Source organism: Blautia sp. Sow4_E7 (genome assembly GCF_052116245.1).
Taxonomy (GTDB): Bacteria; Bacillota; Clostridia; order Lachnospirales; family Lachnospiraceae; genus Blautia_A.
Window position 1 is genome coordinate 1 of the sequence record NZ_JBQKLL010000054.1, and the last position, 18,203, is coordinate 18,203.

Consider the following 18,203-nt stretch of genomic DNA (forward strand, 5'->3'; position numbering starts at 1 on the left):
AAAAATGTCCGCCAGAAATTTAAATAAAAGTCTCTGGCGGACAGAAATTCCGTCTGATTCCGGGCAAAAAATACCGGATGGTTTTGGACAAAACCGGTCGTCAGTAACAATTTGCAAAATAAAACTGCTTGTGTAAGCAGCCTAAAGATGATATTCTTTTCATAGGCAGTTGTTGGGACTAAGCCCGTGTTTGAAGTTTGTTATTGGTGGTGCTTTAACAATACTATCTTGGGACAATCCTGTCACTGCCTTTTTTAGAAAAAGTAAAAAGCTGCGCCACAGCCTTGACAGGCCATCGCGCAGCGATTTTGTTCACTTCCAGTTTGCAGAATAGAAAAACCCTCCCGGCCATCATGGTCGAGAGGGTTTCGTGCGTCTACGGAATTATCCTTCAATATCAATTTTCAGTCCGGACTTAAGTTCCACAGTGAAGTGGTCCTCACAGACGATAATTCGTTCAAGCCAGCGTTTTACCAGGGCCTCGTTGAAGGATTCCAGGTGTGCGGGCTGTTGCTTGATAAAATCCTGCAGTTCATTGATGCGAGCAATCTGTGCGTCTCTGGCGGCAGTGTCAACCGTACATTTTTCTCGCTGTTCCCGGAGTTTGAAGACTTCGTCTGCAATCTCATCATAGGCCTCTTTGTTATTGGCTTTTTTGAGAAGCTCTTTTGGGAGTCCCTGCAGTCTTTCGTCAATGCCATCAGCGGTATTTTGCTGAGCACTACGGATCACCTTTGCGATGTTCTGCTGGAGCTGTGCCTGATAGATGGACTTATCGCCAAGGAGCGTGTTAATTGCCTGAACTACCACATTCTCCAATACCGTCTCATTGACGGTTCTTGCGTGGCATTCCTGCCCGGTCGGCTCCAGCCTGCTGATGCAGCGCCAGACGATGGATTTGCAGCCGCGATTGTTCCAGTGGATTCTGCGGAACATTTCACCGCATTCGCCGCAAATGACAATCTGCGCAAAGCAGTGGTTGCAGCTGTAGGAGCGCTTTTTACCATTGGCACTGGTTTTGACCACTCGCCTGCGTACCAGTTCTTCCTGTACTTGCAAGAAAATGTCCTTCGGAATAATTGCTTCGTGGTTGCCTTCTACATAGTATTGTGGAACAATGCCATTGTTCTTCACTCTGGTCTTGTTCAGGAAGTCTGTGGTATAAGTTTTCTGACGCAGGGCATCACCGATGTATTTCTCATTGCGCAGGATCTTGTTGATGGTGCTGGTCCACCATTTTGTTTTGCCAGCGCCGGTGAGAAGGCCGTCAGCCTCCAGACCTTTTGCAATCCGATCCATAGAGTAGCCCTCCAGGTATTCCCGGTAGATGCGCTTTACCACCTCCACTTGCTCTGGATCGATGATGAGATTCCCATCTGTATCCTTGGTGTAGCCGAGGAAGTGATTGTGATTTACCTGCACCTGGCCACTTTGATAGCGAAATTGGAGTCCCAGCTTTACGTTTTGGCTGAGGGATTGTGATTCCTGCTGTGCCAGGAAAGCCATAATCGTAATCAGGACCTCGCCTCGCTTTCTATCAGGCTGTATAGGTATTCTGCCTGCCTGATCGGATTTTCACAATTCTCTGTAATGTCACCAAGTCGAAAGGCGGTAGGTGGCCTTTTTATGATTGGTGCAATATAGCGGTCGTTCCGTCCGAGCTGCGTAGAGCGCTTGCTAATCTCAGTACTGACGGCATCGAAGGATGCCGGATCAATGATGGCCGGGTAGAAGTCATCTCCGAGGTAATGTCTGTTTAGCATCATGCGCTTGGCACCAGAATGGAGTAGGTTGAGCCCGGCTTCCTTTGTAGCATTGGTAAGGGATAGACCACTTAAATAATTCTTGTAAAGGTCTCGAACCTGAGCGGCAGCAGCTTCATCTATCACTGCCTTGCCATTCTCGATCCGGTAACCGAAGGGTGTGTGTCCCATCAAATCATCTCCTTCAAAATAAGACCACAATGAAGTGCAAAGCCGATTTTCTGACGGCTATAAACCTTAATGTGATCCACGAATAGCTCAAATAATTCTTCACTGTATTCCAGCTGCATTTCCCCACGTTCGCAGAAGTGTAGCAGGCGCTCCGTCTCGTATACCTTTGTGGCATCCAGTGATTGGGAGCGATTTAGGAGCTCAATTTGGTTCCTATATTCGCCAGCCTGAGAGAGAAGGGCATTATTTTCCTGGGTAAAAAGAATCTGATCAATGTAGCCCTGTCCCATCAGCTTATGCAGGGTTTCTCGCTGTTCGGTGTTCTGCTCCAGCAATATTTCTAATTGCTGGATATTCAGAAGCGATGCATCTCCGCTGTTTTCCTGTAGCGCTTTCAAATAAGGCTTCAAGACCAGCTTGTGGCAGTAGACCAGCTTATTGATCATCGTGGTAAATGCCAGCTTCAAATCATCATCACGGATATAAAGCATAGAGTACCTGCGGGTGTCCTCCAGGTGAGTGTTGCACACCCAGGCTGCGTATTTCCCGTAGGTGCTGGAATGGATTCTCCTAGAGCTTGCCGCTGCAAGGATGTCCGCGAAATGCCCGGAGTCCTTGGCGGTGAGTCCAAATGCAGTCAGTGCATCGGTTACGATATCTGATGTGGTGGCAAGGTCCTCACCGGATGCTGCGGCAAGGTTCATGATGCCTTCGATACCATCCAGCATGTCGGAGGTTTTCCATCCGGCCATCGCCATATAGTTCATGGCATCCGCAGCCTCAGATGCTGAGAACTTTGTTTTCGCACCCATCTCACGAGCCTTTGCGCGGAGCTTGTCGAAGTCCTCTCCGGTTGCACCAGACACGGCGGCTACCTGGCTCATAGAAGAATCGAAATCGGAGGCTGTTTTTACAGCAGCAACGCCAAGAGCTGTAACTGCAGCAGAGGCAGGAAGGAGCTTTTCACCGGCGGAGGAAACCTTATCGCCTGCAGATTTCAGGTTTTCACCAGCAGTAGCAATCCTCTGCACAGCAGTGGCAGACTGATTTGCCTGTGCCTCCAGCTTTTTGAGATCTTCTTCCGTTTCGATGATCTCCCGCTGAAGGGCATCATACTGCTCCTTTGAGATGTCACCATTCGCAAGTGCCTGCTCTGCAGCAGTCTTGAGAGTAGCGAGCTTTTCCTTCGTTTCACTGACAGCGCTGGAAAGGAGCTTCTGCTTCTGGGCAAGTAGCTCGGTGTTGCCTGGATCCAGTTTTAGGAGCTTTTCGACATCCTTGAGCTGACTCTGCGTATTCTTGATTTCTGAATTGACACCCTTTAAGGCTGTCTGAAGCTTTGTGGTATCGCCACCGATCTCGACTGTGATACCTTTGATTCTGCTTCCGGCCATAGGCTCCTCCTTTCCTGAATTTGGGCATAAGAAAAGCACCTACCATTTCTGATAGATGCTTTCTGAATTGCTATTCTGTTTTTTAAATCTATTTTTTGAATAGTTCCGAGTGCGTACCAAACCTGTAAAGCATGAGTACTAAAACGTTGTTCTGAATCTCATAAATGAGTAACCAGTCTGGTTCAACGTGACACTCACGCGTGCCTTTATAGTTGCCTGTAAGGTCATGGTCTCTGTATTTTGCATCCAGCGTACCGCCATTTGCCAGAATATCGATTACCTCAAACAGCTTATCAAGATTTTTATTTTGCTTTTTTGCAAGCTTCAAATCCTTTTTAAACTGATTGGTAAACTGAATGTCGTATTTCATACGTCGAGAGCTGCCTTAAGCGCATCCATACTGGAATAACGCGGAGCAGAAGGATCCTTCATCATTTTTCTGCCATCCTCAATGGCAGCGGCTGTCGTATCATTCGGTACTTCCAGTTTTAATTCAAAAGGAATACCATGCTCACGGATAGCGGTTCTCAGGAACATATTTACAGCAGTTGTCATATTCAGACCAAGCTCATTGAAGATTTCCTCCGCTTGATCCTTGATTGCCTTGTCTGTACGAATATTTAAATTAGTTGTTGCCATACAGAACACCTCCATTCAAGTATAGTATACTCAAATGCGTGTCTAATGTCAACACACTGTCATTATATAAGACACATAAATTCTGCTAAAATGCATCGAAATCCCTCTGCGTAGCGATCTGCGCATAGCCTTTGTACTCATCATTGCTGCTTTCTGCGTACATGTCATTCACCATACCGATCGTGAGAAGGTCAAAGTCTCGGATGGAGATGCCGAGCTGTACGCAGCGAAGCAGAAACAAGGGTGTGGTCATCGGCCGATCTGTTGCGTGAAGTTTTTTTTAGATTCTACATCCGTCTGGACATTTAAGCCCCAAAGCTCGATGATTTTCGGAAGCACCTGATAGATGGAGAAGGTGCTGAACTCATCAAGCCATTCCTCCGGGCTGTCCGGGATGGTGGGATCTGCATGCTTTGCCATGATGTAGGCAATGTTCTCAAACATCTCAAGGGAGAACATATCGAGGTGGGAGGAACCCTCATCCCCGTTTCCGACAGCTTTTCCCAGCACATCGAGATCCTTATAGATATCTCGGTGGAACTTGATGCGATAAATACGCGTAATGGCGGCAGATGCCTTGAATGGCACCTGCTTTCCGTCAATCTCAATCATCTTTGTCATGCCCATAGAATCACTCCTTTACTGACTTTGCAGGCTTCGCTGCAGACTGCGTTGCTGCATCACTCTCTGCCGCGGGCACATATACTGCCTTGTACCAATCAGCATAGGTGGTAGCATCCGTGGTATTTCCAGTCTTTGCTTTCACCATACCATTAGCAAGCGGCACCGCCTTCAGAGACAGCTTCTCCGTCTGTACCTCCTTGGAATCCTCATTCGTATTTCCTTCGATGCCGGGACGGGAAGCGGAGCAGTTATACAGCACATGACGAATACGGCTTTTGGGACGTATTGATTCGGATGAAGTAAATGAAAATCCAGAAAAGCAGGATGGCTGGTATGAGAGAAGTTATACGGTTATTACGGAGTCTCGTGATACAAGTGCCTATTCTGGAAATAAAAAGTGGTGGACGCCAAACGAGAACTCGACTTGCATTGTTGTTCCCAAAAGTGAAACACAGCTCTTTGAAGACTATCACACGTGCAGGAGGTATCTATTCAGACCAATGTGACCGTATTGTGCAGGATATAGCCAAACAAGGCGGAACACCTCTTGTTGTTGCAAAAAATCATAAAATCCTTGGTGTGATTCATTTGAAAGATATTATCAAACAAGGGGTAAAGGAAAAATTTGCCGACCTTAGGAAAATGGGTATCAAAACGATTATGATTACGGGCGATAATCCAATGACTGCCGCTGCATCCAGCCGGAAAACTCCTGTCACGCAATCTGCTGGTTTACGGTTTGGGTGGTCTGATTGCTCCATTTATCTTTGTAAAATTGATTGATATGCTGTTAGTGTTGTTTGGGTTGGCATAAGGAGGATCTGTGATGAAAATATTAAAAAATGTATTGCCGAAGTCAGCAATTATCTTTCTGATTTTTACTGTAATTTGCGGCGTCGTTTATATGGGCATTGTGACGGGAATTGCACAGCTTATTTTCCCTGACAAAGCCAACGGAAGTATTATAGAAGTGGATGGAAAAAAATATGGCTGCGAACTTTTAGGACAGAAATATACCGATGAAGCGCATATGTGGGGACGCATTATGAATATTGACGTATCCACTTACAAAGATGAAAACGGTAAAACGCTGATGTATGCAGTTCCATCCAATCTTTCTCCTGCAAGTGAGGAATTTGAAGATTTGGTTGCCAAGCGGGTGCAGATGCTTCGTAAGGCAAATCCCGATATGGAGGAAACAGCCATTCCGGTTGAACTTGTGACCTGTTCCGGCAGCGGACTTGATCCGCATCTCTCCCCTGCGGCGGCTAAATATCAGGTAACAAGAATTGCAAAAGCAAATAATATGAGTGAAGAAAAAGTCGGAGCTATTATTGAAAAATGCACCGACAGTAGATTTTTAGGTGCTTTTGGAGAGAAAACAGTAAATGTTCTGAAAGTCAATTTGATGTTGGACGGTATCCTGTAACTAGCACTCTCAAAAGATGAGCAAAAGATTTCAGACTTCTGCTCATCTTTATACAATCTTAATTTCAAAACAAACTTACTTACGCCCATTTAATACAAATAAAGATAGAATAAAGGAAATATAAAAAAGAAATTAAGATTATGGGGATATAGTTATGCAACAGACAAACAGATCAAGACATCGACATATAACATCATTTCAAGTGATTAGTTTAGGGTTTTTATCCGTGATTCTCTTAGGCAGTCTGCTTTTGATGCTGCCGATTGCTACAAAAAGCGGTCAGTGTACCTCCTTTTTGGATGCTTTGTTTACCGCAACTTCTGCGGTTTGTGTGACGGGACTGGTTATTAAGGATACGGCAACCTACTGGTCTTTATTTGGCCAAGGAGTTATTTTACTGCTGATTCAAATCGGAGGTATGGGAATTATTACGATTGCTATTGCGATTGCTGTTGTTTCCGGACGCAAAATCGGGTTGATGCAGCGAAGTACCATGCAAGAGGCAATTTCGGCTCCAACGGTGGGGGGTATTGTACGGAGAACGCAATTTATTATTCGGACTACTATTCTTATCGAAATCATTGGTGCGGTTCTTTTAGCCCCTGTTTTTTGCAGGGACTTTGGGTTTTGGAAAGGAATATGGTATTCACTGTTCCATTCTATTTCTGCTTTTTGCAATGCAGGATTTGATCTAATCGGTATAAGAACCCCTTTTTCCTCGTTGACCTCTTATTCTGTACAGCCGATTGTAAATCTTGTAATTATGATGCTGATTATTGCAGGAGGTATTGGATTCCTTACCTGGGAGGATATAAAGAATCATAAATGGCATTTTAAAAAATACCGGATGCAAAGCAAGGTGATTTTTATGGTAACAGGAATATTGATATTCTTACCGGCTCTTTACTTTTTTTATTTTGAGTTTTCAAATGTGCCTCTTACAGAAAGAGTATGGGTTTCTTTGTTTCAATCCGTTACGCCGAGAACAGCAGGATTCAATACGGCAGATTTGACTTTACTCAGTGAAGTTGGGCAAATGCTTATCATTATGCTGATGCTCATCGGTGGCTCGCCCGGTTCCACTGCAGGTGGAATGAAAACGACAACTCTTGCAGTTCTAGTTTCATCGGCATTATCTGTATTTAGAAAAAAGGAACACACCCATTTTTTCGGCAGACAAATTCCGGATGGCACTATCAGAAATGCAGCTACGATTTTTTTGATGTATATCGTTTTATTCCTTGTCGGAGGAATGGTAATTAGCAGAACAGAAGATATTCCACTTATGACCGCTTTGTTTGAGACGGCGTCGGCAATCGGGACGGTAGGGTTATCGTTGGGAATAACTCCTGACCTGGGGTTTGTTTCCCATATAATCTTGATTTGCCTGATGTTTTTTGGCAGAGTGGGAGGATTGACCTTGATTTTTGCTACCATTTCTGAAAAAAAGCTTAACGTTTCAAAATATCCTCAGGAAAAAATTACAGTAGGTTAAGGAGAATAAAAAAATGAAATCAATATTACTTATCGGTCTGGGAAGATTCGGACGGCACATTGCTATAAAATTAGATGAATTGCATCATCAGGTGATGGCGGTAGATAAAGAAGATACTCGAGTTGATGCTGTACTTCCCTTTGTAACTAACGCTCAGATTGGGGATGCGACTAATGAGGATTTTTTAAGTTCGCTTGGTGTTGGAAATTTTGATGTTTGTATTGTGGCTATCGGAGATAACTTTCAGAATTCATTGGAAGTAACGTCCCTTTTGAAGGAACTCGGTGCAAAAATGGTGGTGTCTCGTGCCGCTCGTGATGTTCATGCAAAATTTCTTTTACGAAACGGCGCAGATGAAATTGTTTATCCAGAAAGGCAGCTTGCCGATTGGGTTGCGATCCGTTATAGTGCTGATCATATTTTCGATTACATAGAACTAGATGAAGAACATGCAATCTTTGAAATATCTATACCGGGAGAATGGATAGGAAAAACAATCGGTCAGTTGGATATACGAAAAAAATATAACATCAATATTATGGCGCTGAAAACAAATGATATTATGAATTTGAAAATAAGTTCCGATACGCAGTTGTTAAAGGACAGTACCATGCTTGTTCTTGGGGAGACGAAAAATATTCAAAAATGTTTTCATATTTAATTTTTGAAAGAAGTTGGTGATATGAAAGACTTTGTTTTACTTATAGTGGTATTGGCAGCATTTATTTATGGTTATTTTCTTATGGAAAAGCTGGATAAATTTCTCAAGGAAAATCAATCCCAAAAACTTATTTCAGATTCTAAGCTCAGGATTGGATTTGAAACACCTGCAATCATAGATTCTATTGCAGATCTATTAGAACAATTTTCAAGCGAATACCCAAACTATGAGCTGAACCTGTTCTACGGTTCTGTAAGTGAAATAATAAATGGGCTGGGAAATAATAAACTTGATTTTGGCTTTATCATAGAAAACTCCAACGATATTTTGAAAGATGAGTATTGTTCCTTATCCCTTCAAATAAAGCAAAGTGTCATTACTCCAGGCTCTATAGACATTGCGGTACATCCCATCAACACGATTGAGAAACCAGCGAGAGTGATATGGCAAAATGACATTAATTGTATGAAGGGTCTATTTGTCGAAAAATTGCGTGATTTTTCGGAGCGTTTTCTGCTTTCGTCTGCACGCCCGAATGGAAAAAAAGAAGAAAAGGTGGTATAATCTTTATGCGATTTTAATGTCAGTGCTAAAATGCTTTTCTGAAATATACGTATTATTCTATATAATGTTTTTGTACAAGGAGATGACCGTATGAGTGAAAGCAGACACAATCCGGATCAGTTATTAAAGGAAATCCAAGCTGATGAAGAAAACCGTAATAAAGGACATTTGAAAATCTTTTTCGGATATGCAGCTGGTGTGGGTAAAACCTACGCCATGTTAGAAGCAGCTCATATGGAAAAACAGCAGGGAATTGACGTGGTAGCCGGTTATGTAGAACCCCACGCATGTCCCAAAACAGCAGCTCTTTTGAATGGCTTAGAAGTTCTTCCTACAAGAGAAGTTTTTTATAATGGTATGATACTGGACGAATTCGACATTGGCATGGCGTTGAAAAGAAAACCACAGCTTATCCTTGTAGATGAACTTGCGCATACGAATGCCGAAGGATGCCGTCATGCAAAACGATATCAGGACATTAAGGAACTTTTGAATGCAGGGATTGATGTCTATACGACTGTCAATGTTCAGCATATTGAAAGCCTTTGTGATACAGTTGCATCCATTACGGAAATTGTTGTACGGGAACGCATCCCGGATTCTATTTTTGATAATGCAGATCAGGTTGAATTAATAGATATTGAACCACAGGATTTGATCAACCGTTTGAATACAGGAAATGTATACAGACAGACACAGGAAAATCAGGCAGTAGAAAATTTTTTTACAATAGAAAATTTGACAGCTCTCCGGGAGATTTCACTGCGGCGATGTGCGGACCGGGTGAATATCCTCACAGAAAATACCCGCATAAAAAATCATGGAGATTATCACACAGGCGAACATATTCTTGTATGTCTATCTTCTTCTCCATCCAATGCGAAAATTATCCGTACCGCCGCAAAAATGGCTTCTGCTTTTAAAGGGGAGTTTACGGCTCTGTTTGTAGAAACCCCAGATTTTTCGGTGATGAGCGAGGAAAATGTAAAACGCCTGCGTTCAAATATTCGTCTTGCTGAGCAGCTTGGGGCAAAAATAGAAACAGTTTACGGAGAAGATGTTCCGTTTCAGATTGCGGAATTTACTCGTTTGTCCGGTGTGTCAAAGATTGTGATCGGACGTAGTTCTGCTACAAAACGGCATTTGCTCAGCAAACCGACCCTGACAGAAAAATTGATTGATTATGCCCCTAACCTGGATGTGCATATTATTCCGGATACGGTTTCTAATGCGGCAGTGTATCAGTTAAGAGGGGGCAGGAAAAAGAACCATATCGTATTCTCTGTCACTGATACATTAAAATCTACTGCGATTCTGATTTTATCCAGTTTAGTCGGAATGATTTTCCAGAAATTTGGATTTGACGAAGCAAATATCATTACTGTTTTTGTTTTAGGTGTTCTTGTCACCGCTGTCATCACGAAACATCAGATATACAGCCTAATTTTCTCGATTGTAAGTGTTTTTGTCTTTAATTTCCTGTTTACGGAACCTCAATTTACCTTGCAGGCGTATGATCAGGGTTATCCTGTTACCTTTATTATCATGTTTTTGGCGGCATTTTTAATCGGTTCTCTTGCTATACGGATTAAAAACCAAGCAAAACAGGCGGCACAATCTGCTTACCGTACCAAAGTGTTATTTGATACAAACCAGCTATTGCAACAGGCAAAAGATAAAAATGAAATTGTATCTGCAACTTCAAATCAGCTCATTAAACTCTTGGGAAAAGATATCGTTTTTTATTTAGCTGATGGAGAAGTGTTGGATACGCCGCATATTTTTTCTGTAACTGAAGAAAATTTGGAATCGTGTATTTCCGAAAATGAAAAGGCCGTTGCCGGCTGGGTATTGAAAAACAATAAACGTGCCGGAGCTACAACAGGAACGCTTTCCAATGCAAAATGCCTGTACCTTGCTGTTCGCAGCAGCAGTATGGTATATGGAGTTATTGGAATCGTGATGGGGGAAATACCTCTTGATCCATTTGAAAACAGTATTCTACTATCCATTCTCGGAGAATGTGCCCTGGCTTTGGAAAATGAGAAAAATGCCCGTGAGAAACAGGAGGCGGCCATTCTTGCAAAAAATGAACAGTTGCGAGCGAACCTGCTGCGTGCTATTTCACATGATTTGAGGACACCGCTGACATCCATTTCCGGTAATGCCAGCAATCTTTTGTCCAACGGCGATTCCTTTGATAATGATACAAAAAAGCAGCTGTACATGGATATTTATGATGATTCCATGTGGCTGATTAACCTTGTAGAAAACTTGCTGGCTGTAACCCGGATTGAAGAAGGACGGTTGAATCTCCGTATAACGGAAGATTTGATGGATGACGTGATCACAGAAGCGTTACATCATATTAACCGAAAGAGTGAAGAACATCATATTTCCGTTGAAAGCAAAGAAGAATTTCTTCTTGCAAAAATGGATGCAAAGCTTATTGTTCAGGTAATCATCAATATTGTTGATAATGCTATCAAATATACACCTAAAAACTCTCATATTGTTATTCGGACAGAAAAGCGGGGAAAACAAGCAATCGTATCTATATCGGATGACGGAAACGGAATTGCTGACGAAATAAAGCCACGGATATTCGACATGTTCTATAGCGGTGCAAATCAAATTGCAGACAGCCGCCGAAGTTTAGGACTCGGATTATCTTTGTGCAAGTCCATTATTAACGCCCACGGCGGAGAACTTACTGTTTCAGATAATCTGCCGCACGGAACAGTATTTACATTTACATTACCGGCAGGGGAGGTTAAAGTATATGAATAAGTCACTAATATTAGTTGTAGAAGATGACACATCTGTCAGAAATTTAATTACAACAACCTTAAAAGCGCACGAATACCGATATCTGACGGCACCCGATGGTCAATCGGCAATTTTAGAAACATCTTCACACAATCCTGACATTGTTTTACTTGATTTAGGACTTCCTGATATAGATGGTGTTGAGATTATTAAAAAAATCCGTACTTGGTCAAACATGCCAATTATCGTAATCAGTGCCCGCAGTGAAGATACCGATAAAATTGATGCGTTGGATGCTGGCGCAGATGATTATTTAACAAAGCCATTTTCTGTTGAGGAACTGCTTGCCAGACTACGAGTCACGCAAAGAAGGTTATCGATGATGCAAAAAGTATCCCCTGCCGAAGCGGTTGTTTTTGTAAACGGAAAACTTCGTGTAGATTATGCTGCAGGTTGTGCTTATTTGAATGAAGAAGAGTTGCATTTAACACCTATTGAATATAAGTTGCTTTGCCTGTTGACAAAAAATATAGGAAAAGTTCTGACCCATACTTTCCTTACGCAAAGCATTTGGGGAAGTAGTTGGGATAATGATATTGCTTCCCTTCGTGTGTTTATGGCAACACTTCGTAAAAAAATCGAGAAAGAACCGAACTCTCCACAATATATCCAAACACACATTGGCGTGGGGTATCGGATGCTGAAAGTTGATTGAACTTCACAACACCATAGTTAAAGTTGGAATATAAGCTGTAGATCTGTATAAGAGACCCGTACGCACGGTTCAATGGGAGGGGCGAGAAAATATATTCTTCCTCTTCCTGTTAAATAACTAGACACAGACGGCAACTTTTAAATTTCCTCTAAGAGCGGGCTATTTAAGTATCGCTAAGTTTCATTTATATAAGCTAATAGGTAAAATTTAATAGAATAACACGTAAAAAAGCACTGAAATCGTTTGCTGAGTTTCAGGAGACCTTCCTTCCAGACGTTTTGCAGTAAGAAAACTTTCTGCATCGTCAAGTGTAAGATCAGAAACATTTTTTCCAATCCAACGAAGGAAGTAGCTGACATCAGAGCAATACAGTTGAATAGTTCTTTCACGTAGGTTACGTTTTTCTGCTTCATTGCGGATGGATTCAAAAATATCTTTATACATAATAAAACCTCCAGAATAAGTAGTGTTAATAATTACATCTACCTATTCGGAGGTGCATTAGCGTCATAATTCCGATTGCGGAAGAGACTGGAAAATGTTATTCTTATCATAGGCAGTGGAGCTTTCTTAGTTCAGTTGTTTCGTGTGGTAACTTAACAATAACGGATTATGGAAAGTAATTCCACTGCTATTTTAATAAAAATAAAACTGCGCCACAGCCTTGGCAGGCCATCGCGCATCGATTTTGTTCAATCGGGAGTTGTGGAGGAAATTTTTTTATGAATATTACAGTTTATCTTGGTGCAAACGAAGGAAATGACCCATGCTTACGAAATGCAGTTGAGGAATTGGGAACATGGATTGGAAACAGCGGAAACGCACTAATCTATGGTGGCTCCAAATCTGGACTGATGGGTGCAATTGCGGAAAGTGTTTTGAAAGCTGGAGGCAAAGTAACAGGTGTAGAGCCAAATTTTTTTATCGAAAACGAATTTCAGCATGACGGGTTAATCAAGTTAATCGTGACCAAGGATATGGCAGAGCGAAAAAAGAAAATGATTGAGTTGGGGGAAGCCTTTATTGCCTTCCCAGGTGGCACTGGAACATTGGAGGAAATTACAGAAGTAATGTCGAAGGTGTCTTTGAAACATCTGGATGCACCATGTATTCTCTATAATCTGAATGGTTACTACAATGATTTGAAAGCACTTCTGAATCATATGGTTGAAAAAGGACTGTCTTCCAACGAGCGGCAAGAGGGAATCTATTTTGCTGAAAATCTGGATGATATAAAACGAATCCTGAAACTTAATCGTTTTGTAGGAATGATGACAGGACATTTTGATAACAAAGAGCAGTTTGATATGATGCAGAAGGCTGGAAAAATATATCCTTATGCAGAACATGTAAATACCATATGTAATGATAAAATAAAAAATATACCTAAGGACTTTAATGGCAAATTTGTTGTTGAAGAAATTTATTATGAAACCAATGGAAAACGTCATGCATCACCGCATCTTTTCCTTATTACAGAAACTGAGGACGGAATTCTTCTTTCCTCATATGAAATTCCGGCAGGAGAAGATAAGAATACATTTTCATATAATTCTATGAAGAAAGTTGATTATACTGAACTGAAAAAATCTGAAAAGTTTACACCGGCACTTTACCATGAAAAGAATGGAATCTGGGAAGGAGGTAGTACAAGCCAGTTTTCTCCTGTAATGATATTTAAGCTTTGGGAAAAGTTTTCCGATAGCTGCCTGGAAGTATCGGAAAGTATGGAGGTTAATGGAAAGAGAACTTTTGGATATGATGAACCAATTATTTATAAGCGGGTATAAACAGGGAGAAGAGCCGTCGGAGCTGTCGCATTAGCAAATATTTTTTTGCACTTTCTGGTAAACACCATTTCCATGGCGTCCGTTAGTTGCTTCTTCAAAGACTTCCAGGAAAATGGCAGGTACAAAGTTTCCACCCCGGAGCATCTCATCTGCAAACTCTTCATCAATCAGAGCGGCCTTCCTCCCCTGCCCACCGCAGACTTGACAAATCCGGCAGTTTGTGCTATCATTCACCAATATGTAAAATGCATTGATAGAGACAGTACAGAAGAACATCTGGTATAACAGAGAGAAGGTTCATCGGCTGAAAGGCCTTCCGAAGGAATCTTTTGGAAATTCACTCTTGAGCAGCCTGTGCGAAAGGAATTCTAGTAGTGCAGGACGGGGAGTCCCGTTATAGGCGTTAGAGTGCCGCAATTATGCGGAATCTGGGTGGTACCACGGAGAGTCAGCTTCGTCCCAATTGGGATGGGGCTTTTTTTAATCCCTTTTCCCATACTGATAGACATATAATGATACCCGAAAGAATGAGGTGGACTATGGAAGAAAAAATCAAGGCTTTGAAAGAGCAGATGGAAGCTGCTCTCGGCCATGTGGAGTCCAAGGAACAGCTTGGCGATTTCTGGCAGAACTTCCTTGGAAAGAAAGGCAGTATTGCGAACCTGATGAAAGGTCTTGGAAGCGTTCCGAAGGAGGAGCGTCCGAACGTTGGTAAGACGATCAACGAGTTTAAGAATCAGGTAGAAACACGTTACCAGGAAATGAAGAATAAGATGGATGAGTTAGAGCTTGCAGCCCGCAACAAGAGCGAGCAGGTTGATATCACCATGCCTGCAAAGGTGCGTCCGGCAGGAGGTCTTCATCCGCTTACTGTAACAGAGAACGAGATGATCGATGTCTTCGCAGGAATGGGCTTTGAAATCTTCGACGGCCCTGAGCTCGAGGATGACGACCACAACTTTACAAGATTAAACGTAGCCAAGAACCATCCAGCAAGAGATATGCAGGATACTTTCTATGTAGCGGAGGATATCTTACTTCGTACCCATACAAGCCCGGGACAGATCCGAGTTATGGATGCAAAGAATCCACCGATCAAGATGCTGGCACCGGGACGTGTATTCCGTTCTGACAGTGATGCCACACATTCCCCGATGTTCCATCAGATGGAAGGTCTTGTTGTGGATAAGAAGATTACACTCTGTGACCTTCAGGGTATGCTGGAAAAGTTTGTCCAGGCAATTTTTGGAAGCGATGTTAAGACACGTCTTCGTCCAAGCTATTTCCCGTTCACAGAACCAAGTGTTGAGGTGGATGTAAGCTGCTTCGAGTGCGGCGGAAAAGGCTGCCCGCTCTGCAAACATACTGGCTGGATCGAGGTTCTCGGCGGCGGTATCGTACACCATAAGGTACTGGAGAACTGCGGCATTGATCCCAATGAGTATTCTGGTCTTGCTTTCGGTATCGGTATCGAGCGTATCGCCATGTTAAAATACGGTATTAACAATATCAACCTGCTTTATGAGAATGATCTTCGTTTCCTGAAGCAGTTTAAAGGCTAATAAGGGAGGGAGAAGATCATGAAAGTACCATTTAGTTGGCTGAAAGAATATGTTGACATTGATGTGACTGCCCAGGAGTTAAGCGATAAGCTTTTCAGCTGTGGGTTTGAGGTAGAGGAACTGATCGACCTCTCCGCTGAGATCGACCGTGTTGTTGTGGGTGTTGTAAAAGAATGCACACCGGTAGAAGGAACACACCTTTTCAACTGTAAAGTAGATTGCGGCGAGTACGGAAACGATATCCAGATCGTAACAGGCGCGCCGAACGTATACGCTGGCATGCACACACCAGCAGCCCTTGACAATTCTTCCCTTCCAGGAGGAATCAAGATCAAGGCAAAACCTATGCGCGGCATTGAATCTAACGGTATGCTTTGCTCAGGCGAAGAACTTGGCTTAAACGATGACCTGTATCCAGGTGCTGAAGTTTACGGCCTTTTAGACCTTCCGAAAGACACCGTTCCAGGAACTGATATTGCAAAAGTTGTTGGCTTAGACGATTACATTTTCGACATTTCTGTAACAGCAAACCGTGCGGACTGCCAGTCTGTGTTAGGTATCGCAAGAGAGGTTGCTGCTGTTCTTGACAAGCCGCTTAAGATGCCGGCTCTCGATTACAAACAGAGCGATTATAAATATGAAAACCTTGATATCAAAGTAGAGGCACAGGATCTCTGCCCGCGTTACTTAGGCCATGTCGTCAGAAACATTACTCCGGGCCAGTCCCCGAGATGGATGCGCCGTCAGTTAGCTCTTTGCGGACTTCGAAGCATCAGCAACGTGGTCGATATCACAAACTACGTTATGTTGGAGATCGGACAGCCGATGCATGCGTTCGATATGAGCACCTTAGAGAGCTCCCAGATTATTGTCCGCCGCGCAAAGAATGAGGAGATGATCCAGACTCTTGACGGAAAAGAGTTTAAATTAAACGAGAATAACCTTGTAATCTGTGATGGTAGCAAACCGGTAGCACTTGCTGGTATTATGGGCGGCATGAACAGTGAGATCACAGAGAATACAACACAGCTTCTCTTCGAGTCTGCGAAATTCATGCGTGACAACATCCGTAAGACTGCAAGAAGTCTGGGACAGAATACAGATGCGTCCAGCCATTATGAGAAAGGTATCGCTGAGTATACGGTAGAGATTGGTATGGCACGTGCCCTTCATTTGATCGAAGAGCTTGGATGCGGTGAGATCACATCAAGTGCATTTGATGTGAGCGCTGGCGCACCGAGAGAAGGAAAGAAATTTAATGCAACACTTAGTGGAATCAACAAGATCCTCGGTATCGAGGTTCCGGCAGAGAATGTTCTTGATATTCTCCGCAGACTTTGCTTCGAAGTGGAGCGTGATGGCGATGTTCTTACAGTTACAGCACCGCGTTACCGTGAAGACATCGAAGTAGGAGAGCCGGATCTTGCTGAGGAAGTGATCCGCGAGTATGGCTATGAGCACATTGTTCCTACTTTCTTAAAGAATTCGGCAGTTACAAACGGTGGATTAAACCCAACACAGAAGAGAAGAACAAAATTAAAACAGGTGATGGTATCCCAGGGATATTTTGAGGTTTCTACACTTGCATTCTATTCCGATGCTGACCTTGACGCCCTCCATATTGCAGAGGATGCAAAAGAGCGTAACGTGATCCGTCTGTTAAACCCGATCACCACAAATCTTTCTATCATGCGCACAACACTGGCTCCGTCCATGTTAAATACCGTTGTTGAGAACGTGAAGAAAGGCAACACAGCAGGACGTTTCTTTGAGTATGCAAATGTATATTATCCGAAGGCACTCCCGCTTACAGAGCTTCCGAATGAGATCCCACATGTTGGTTTTGCAGCCTTTGGCGAGGGAGAGGATTTCTTCACACTGAAGGGAACCATGGAAGAACTTGCAGCTTCCTTTGGTGTAAGCTTCGATTATGAGAGAGCAGAAGATGTTCCGTATCTCCATCCGGGAATTTCTGCATATGTGATCTGTGACGGCGAGCGTGTAGGTTCCTTCGGTAAGCTTGCAAACAGCGTTGCTGGTGAGTTAAAGCTTCCGAAAGACAGCAAGGCAAATAACCAGATCTATCTTGGTGAGGTTGACTTTGCAGCACTTTCCGCACACATGCCGGAAGGTCTGCGCTATAAACCGATTTCCGAGTACGACATTGTGACCCGTGATCTTGCTGTGGTTGTTGATGAGAAGGTAAGCTGCGGCAGCCTGACCAACGAGATCAAGAAGGCGTGCAAGCAGGTAGGTGACGTAGAGCTCTTCGATATCTACCGCAGCGAGCAGCTGGGCAAAGGAAAGAAGAGTATGGCATTCAAGATTTCCTTCATACCGGATGACAAGGCTCTTGAGCCGAAGGATATTGAGAGATTCGTGAAGAAGATCCTCGGCAACCTGAAATTCAAGTTTGGCGCGGATATTCGATAAATGTTTATAATGAAATAAAAAGAAGGGACTGTCAGATTGATAGCAAAATATCATTCCGACAGCCCCTTTTATATTTACGCGGGCAACGTATATGGTAAATAACTGGTCCTCCCCAAAAAGATATGCCAGCCCAAAGGCTGGCATGGAGCTTTACCTTGATTTAGTTTTTCGACAGTGATCCGGCAGTTCTTCAG

At 43.0% G+C, this 18,203-nt stretch carries 16 protein-coding genes, 4 pseudogenes and 1 other annotated feature; of the genes and pseudogenes, 11 read left to right on the forward strand and 9 right to left on the reverse strand.

The window, feature by feature from the left end; all coding sequences use genetic code 11:
• Positions 1-384: 384 nt before the first annotated feature.
• The 8 genes and pseudogenes from ACTQ50_RS17805 to ACTQ50_RS17840 form a co-directional block, all read right to left on the reverse strand.
• Positions 385-1,422, reverse strand: a complete 1,038-nt coding sequence (locus ACTQ50_RS17805) for a recombinase family protein (protein WP_441485306.1) — start codon at positions 1,420-1,422, stop codon at positions 385-387.
• 92 nt (positions 1,423-1,514) lie between these two features.
• On the reverse strand, positions 1,515-1,934 hold the full coding sequence (locus ACTQ50_RS17810) for an integrase (RefSeq protein WP_441485307.1): 420 nt from the start codon (positions 1,932-1,934) through the stop codon (positions 1,515-1,517).
• 572 nt (positions 1,935-2,506) lie between these two features.
• Positions 2,507-3,328 (reverse strand): annotated as a pseudogene (locus ACTQ50_RS17815) (phage tail tape measure protein); the annotation flags it as partial.
• Between the two features lie 88 nt (positions 3,329-3,416).
• Complete coding sequence (locus ACTQ50_RS17820) at positions 3,417-3,698, reverse strand: type II toxin-antitoxin system YafQ family toxin (RefSeq protein WP_441485308.1); 282 nt, start codon at positions 3,696-3,698, stop codon at positions 3,417-3,419.
• Positions 3,695-3,967 carry a type II toxin-antitoxin system RelB/DinJ family antitoxin gene (locus tag ACTQ50_RS17825; protein ID WP_441485309.1) on the reverse strand — a complete coding sequence of 91 codons (273 nt, stop codon included), beginning with the start codon at positions 3,965-3,967 and terminating at the stop codon, positions 3,695-3,697. Before ACTQ50_RS17825 ends, ACTQ50_RS17820 begins: the two co-directional genes overlap by 4 nt.
• A gap of 85 nt (positions 3,968-4,052) precedes the next feature.
• Positions 4,053-4,220 (reverse strand): hypothetical protein, encoded by a 168-nt coding sequence (locus tag ACTQ50_RS17830; RefSeq protein WP_441485310.1) that lies wholly within the window; start codon positions 4,218-4,220, stop codon positions 4,053-4,055.
• A complete protein-coding gene (locus tag ACTQ50_RS17835) occupies positions 4,217-4,594 on the reverse strand; it encodes a hypothetical protein (RefSeq protein ID WP_441485311.1) in 378 nt (125 codons plus the stop codon). Before ACTQ50_RS17835 ends, ACTQ50_RS17830 begins: the two co-directional genes overlap by 4 nt.
• Before the next feature lie 4 nt (positions 4,595-4,598).
• Positions 4,599-4,862, reverse strand: a pseudogene (locus ACTQ50_RS17840) (major tail protein); the annotation flags it as partial.
• Between the two features lie 197 nt (positions 4,863-5,059).
• Between ACTQ50_RS17840 and ACTQ50_RS17845 the strand changes: the two are divergent.
• From ACTQ50_RS17845 to ACTQ50_RS17875, 7 genes and pseudogenes are all read left to right on the forward strand, one after another.
• Positions 5,060-5,308, forward strand: a pseudogene (locus tag ACTQ50_RS17845) (HAD family hydrolase); the annotation flags it as partial.
• A gap of 109 nt (positions 5,309-5,417) precedes the next feature.
• Positions 5,418-6,020 (forward strand): potassium-transporting ATPase subunit KdpC, encoded by a 603-nt coding sequence (gene kdpC, locus ACTQ50_RS17850; protein WP_441485312.1) that lies wholly within the window; start codon positions 5,418-5,420, stop codon positions 6,018-6,020.
• Between the two features lie 154 nt (positions 6,021-6,174).
• Complete coding sequence (locus tag ACTQ50_RS17855; protein WP_441485313.1) at positions 6,175-7,515, forward strand: TrkH family potassium uptake protein; 1,341 nt, start codon at positions 6,175-6,177, stop codon at positions 7,513-7,515.
• A 13-nt stretch (positions 7,516-7,528) separates the two neighbouring features.
• Positions 7,529-8,176: an NAD-binding protein gene (locus ACTQ50_RS17860; protein WP_441485314.1), complete on the forward strand. Its 648-nt coding sequence runs from the start codon at positions 7,529-7,531 to the stop codon at positions 8,174-8,176.
• Positions 8,177-8,197: 21 nt separating this feature from the next.
• Positions 8,198-8,740 (forward strand): LysR substrate-binding domain-containing protein, encoded by a 543-nt coding sequence (locus ACTQ50_RS17865; protein WP_441485315.1) that lies wholly within the window; start codon positions 8,198-8,200, stop codon positions 8,738-8,740.
• 90 nt (positions 8,741-8,830) lie between these two features.
• Positions 8,831-11,530 carry a DUF4118 domain-containing protein gene (locus tag ACTQ50_RS17870; protein WP_441485316.1) on the forward strand — a complete coding sequence of 900 codons (2,700 nt, stop codon included), beginning with the start codon at positions 8,831-8,833 and terminating at the stop codon, positions 11,528-11,530.
• Positions 11,523-12,224 (forward strand): response regulator, encoded by a 702-nt coding sequence (locus ACTQ50_RS17875; protein WP_441485317.1) that lies wholly within the window; start codon positions 11,523-11,525, stop codon positions 12,222-12,224. Before ACTQ50_RS17870 ends, ACTQ50_RS17875 begins: the two co-directional genes overlap by 8 nt.
• 207 nt (positions 12,225-12,431) lie before the next feature.
• Here ACTQ50_RS17875 and ACTQ50_RS17880 read toward each other — a convergent pair whose 3' ends face one another.
• Positions 12,432-12,668, reverse strand: coding sequence for a phage integrase N-terminal SAM-like domain-containing protein (locus tag ACTQ50_RS17880; protein WP_441485318.1), 237 nt, complete (start codon positions 12,666-12,668; stop codon positions 12,432-12,434).
• A gap of 278 nt (positions 12,669-12,946) precedes the next feature.
• On the opposite strand from ACTQ50_RS17880, the pseudogene ACTQ50_RS17885 reads away from it, so the two are divergent.
• The 4 genes and pseudogenes from ACTQ50_RS17885 to pheT all read left to right on the forward strand — a co-directional run.
• Positions 12,947-13,450: pseudogene (locus tag ACTQ50_RS17885) on the forward strand (TIGR00730 family Rossman fold protein); the annotation flags it as partial.
• A 15-nt stretch (positions 13,451-13,465) separates the two neighbouring features.
• Positions 13,466-14,014, forward strand: a complete 549-nt coding sequence (locus ACTQ50_RS17890) for a hypothetical protein (RefSeq protein WP_441485321.1) — start codon at positions 13,466-13,468, stop codon at positions 14,012-14,014.
• Between the two features lie 241 nt (positions 14,015-14,255).
• Positions 14,256-14,479: a binding site (T-box leader), on the forward strand.
• A 74-nt stretch (positions 14,480-14,553) separates the two neighbouring features.
• Complete coding sequence (gene pheS / locus ACTQ50_RS17895; RefSeq protein ID WP_441485319.1) at positions 14,554-15,576, forward strand: phenylalanine--tRNA ligase subunit alpha; 1,023 nt, start codon at positions 14,554-14,556, stop codon at positions 15,574-15,576.
• 18 nt (positions 15,577-15,594) lie between these two features.
• The gene (gene pheT / locus ACTQ50_RS17900) at positions 15,595-18,009 is read left to right on the forward strand and encodes a phenylalanine--tRNA ligase subunit beta (protein WP_441485320.1); all 2,415 of its coding nucleotides are present in this window, start codon (positions 15,595-15,597) and stop codon (positions 18,007-18,009) included.
• Positions 18,010-18,203: the final 194 nt, after the last annotated feature.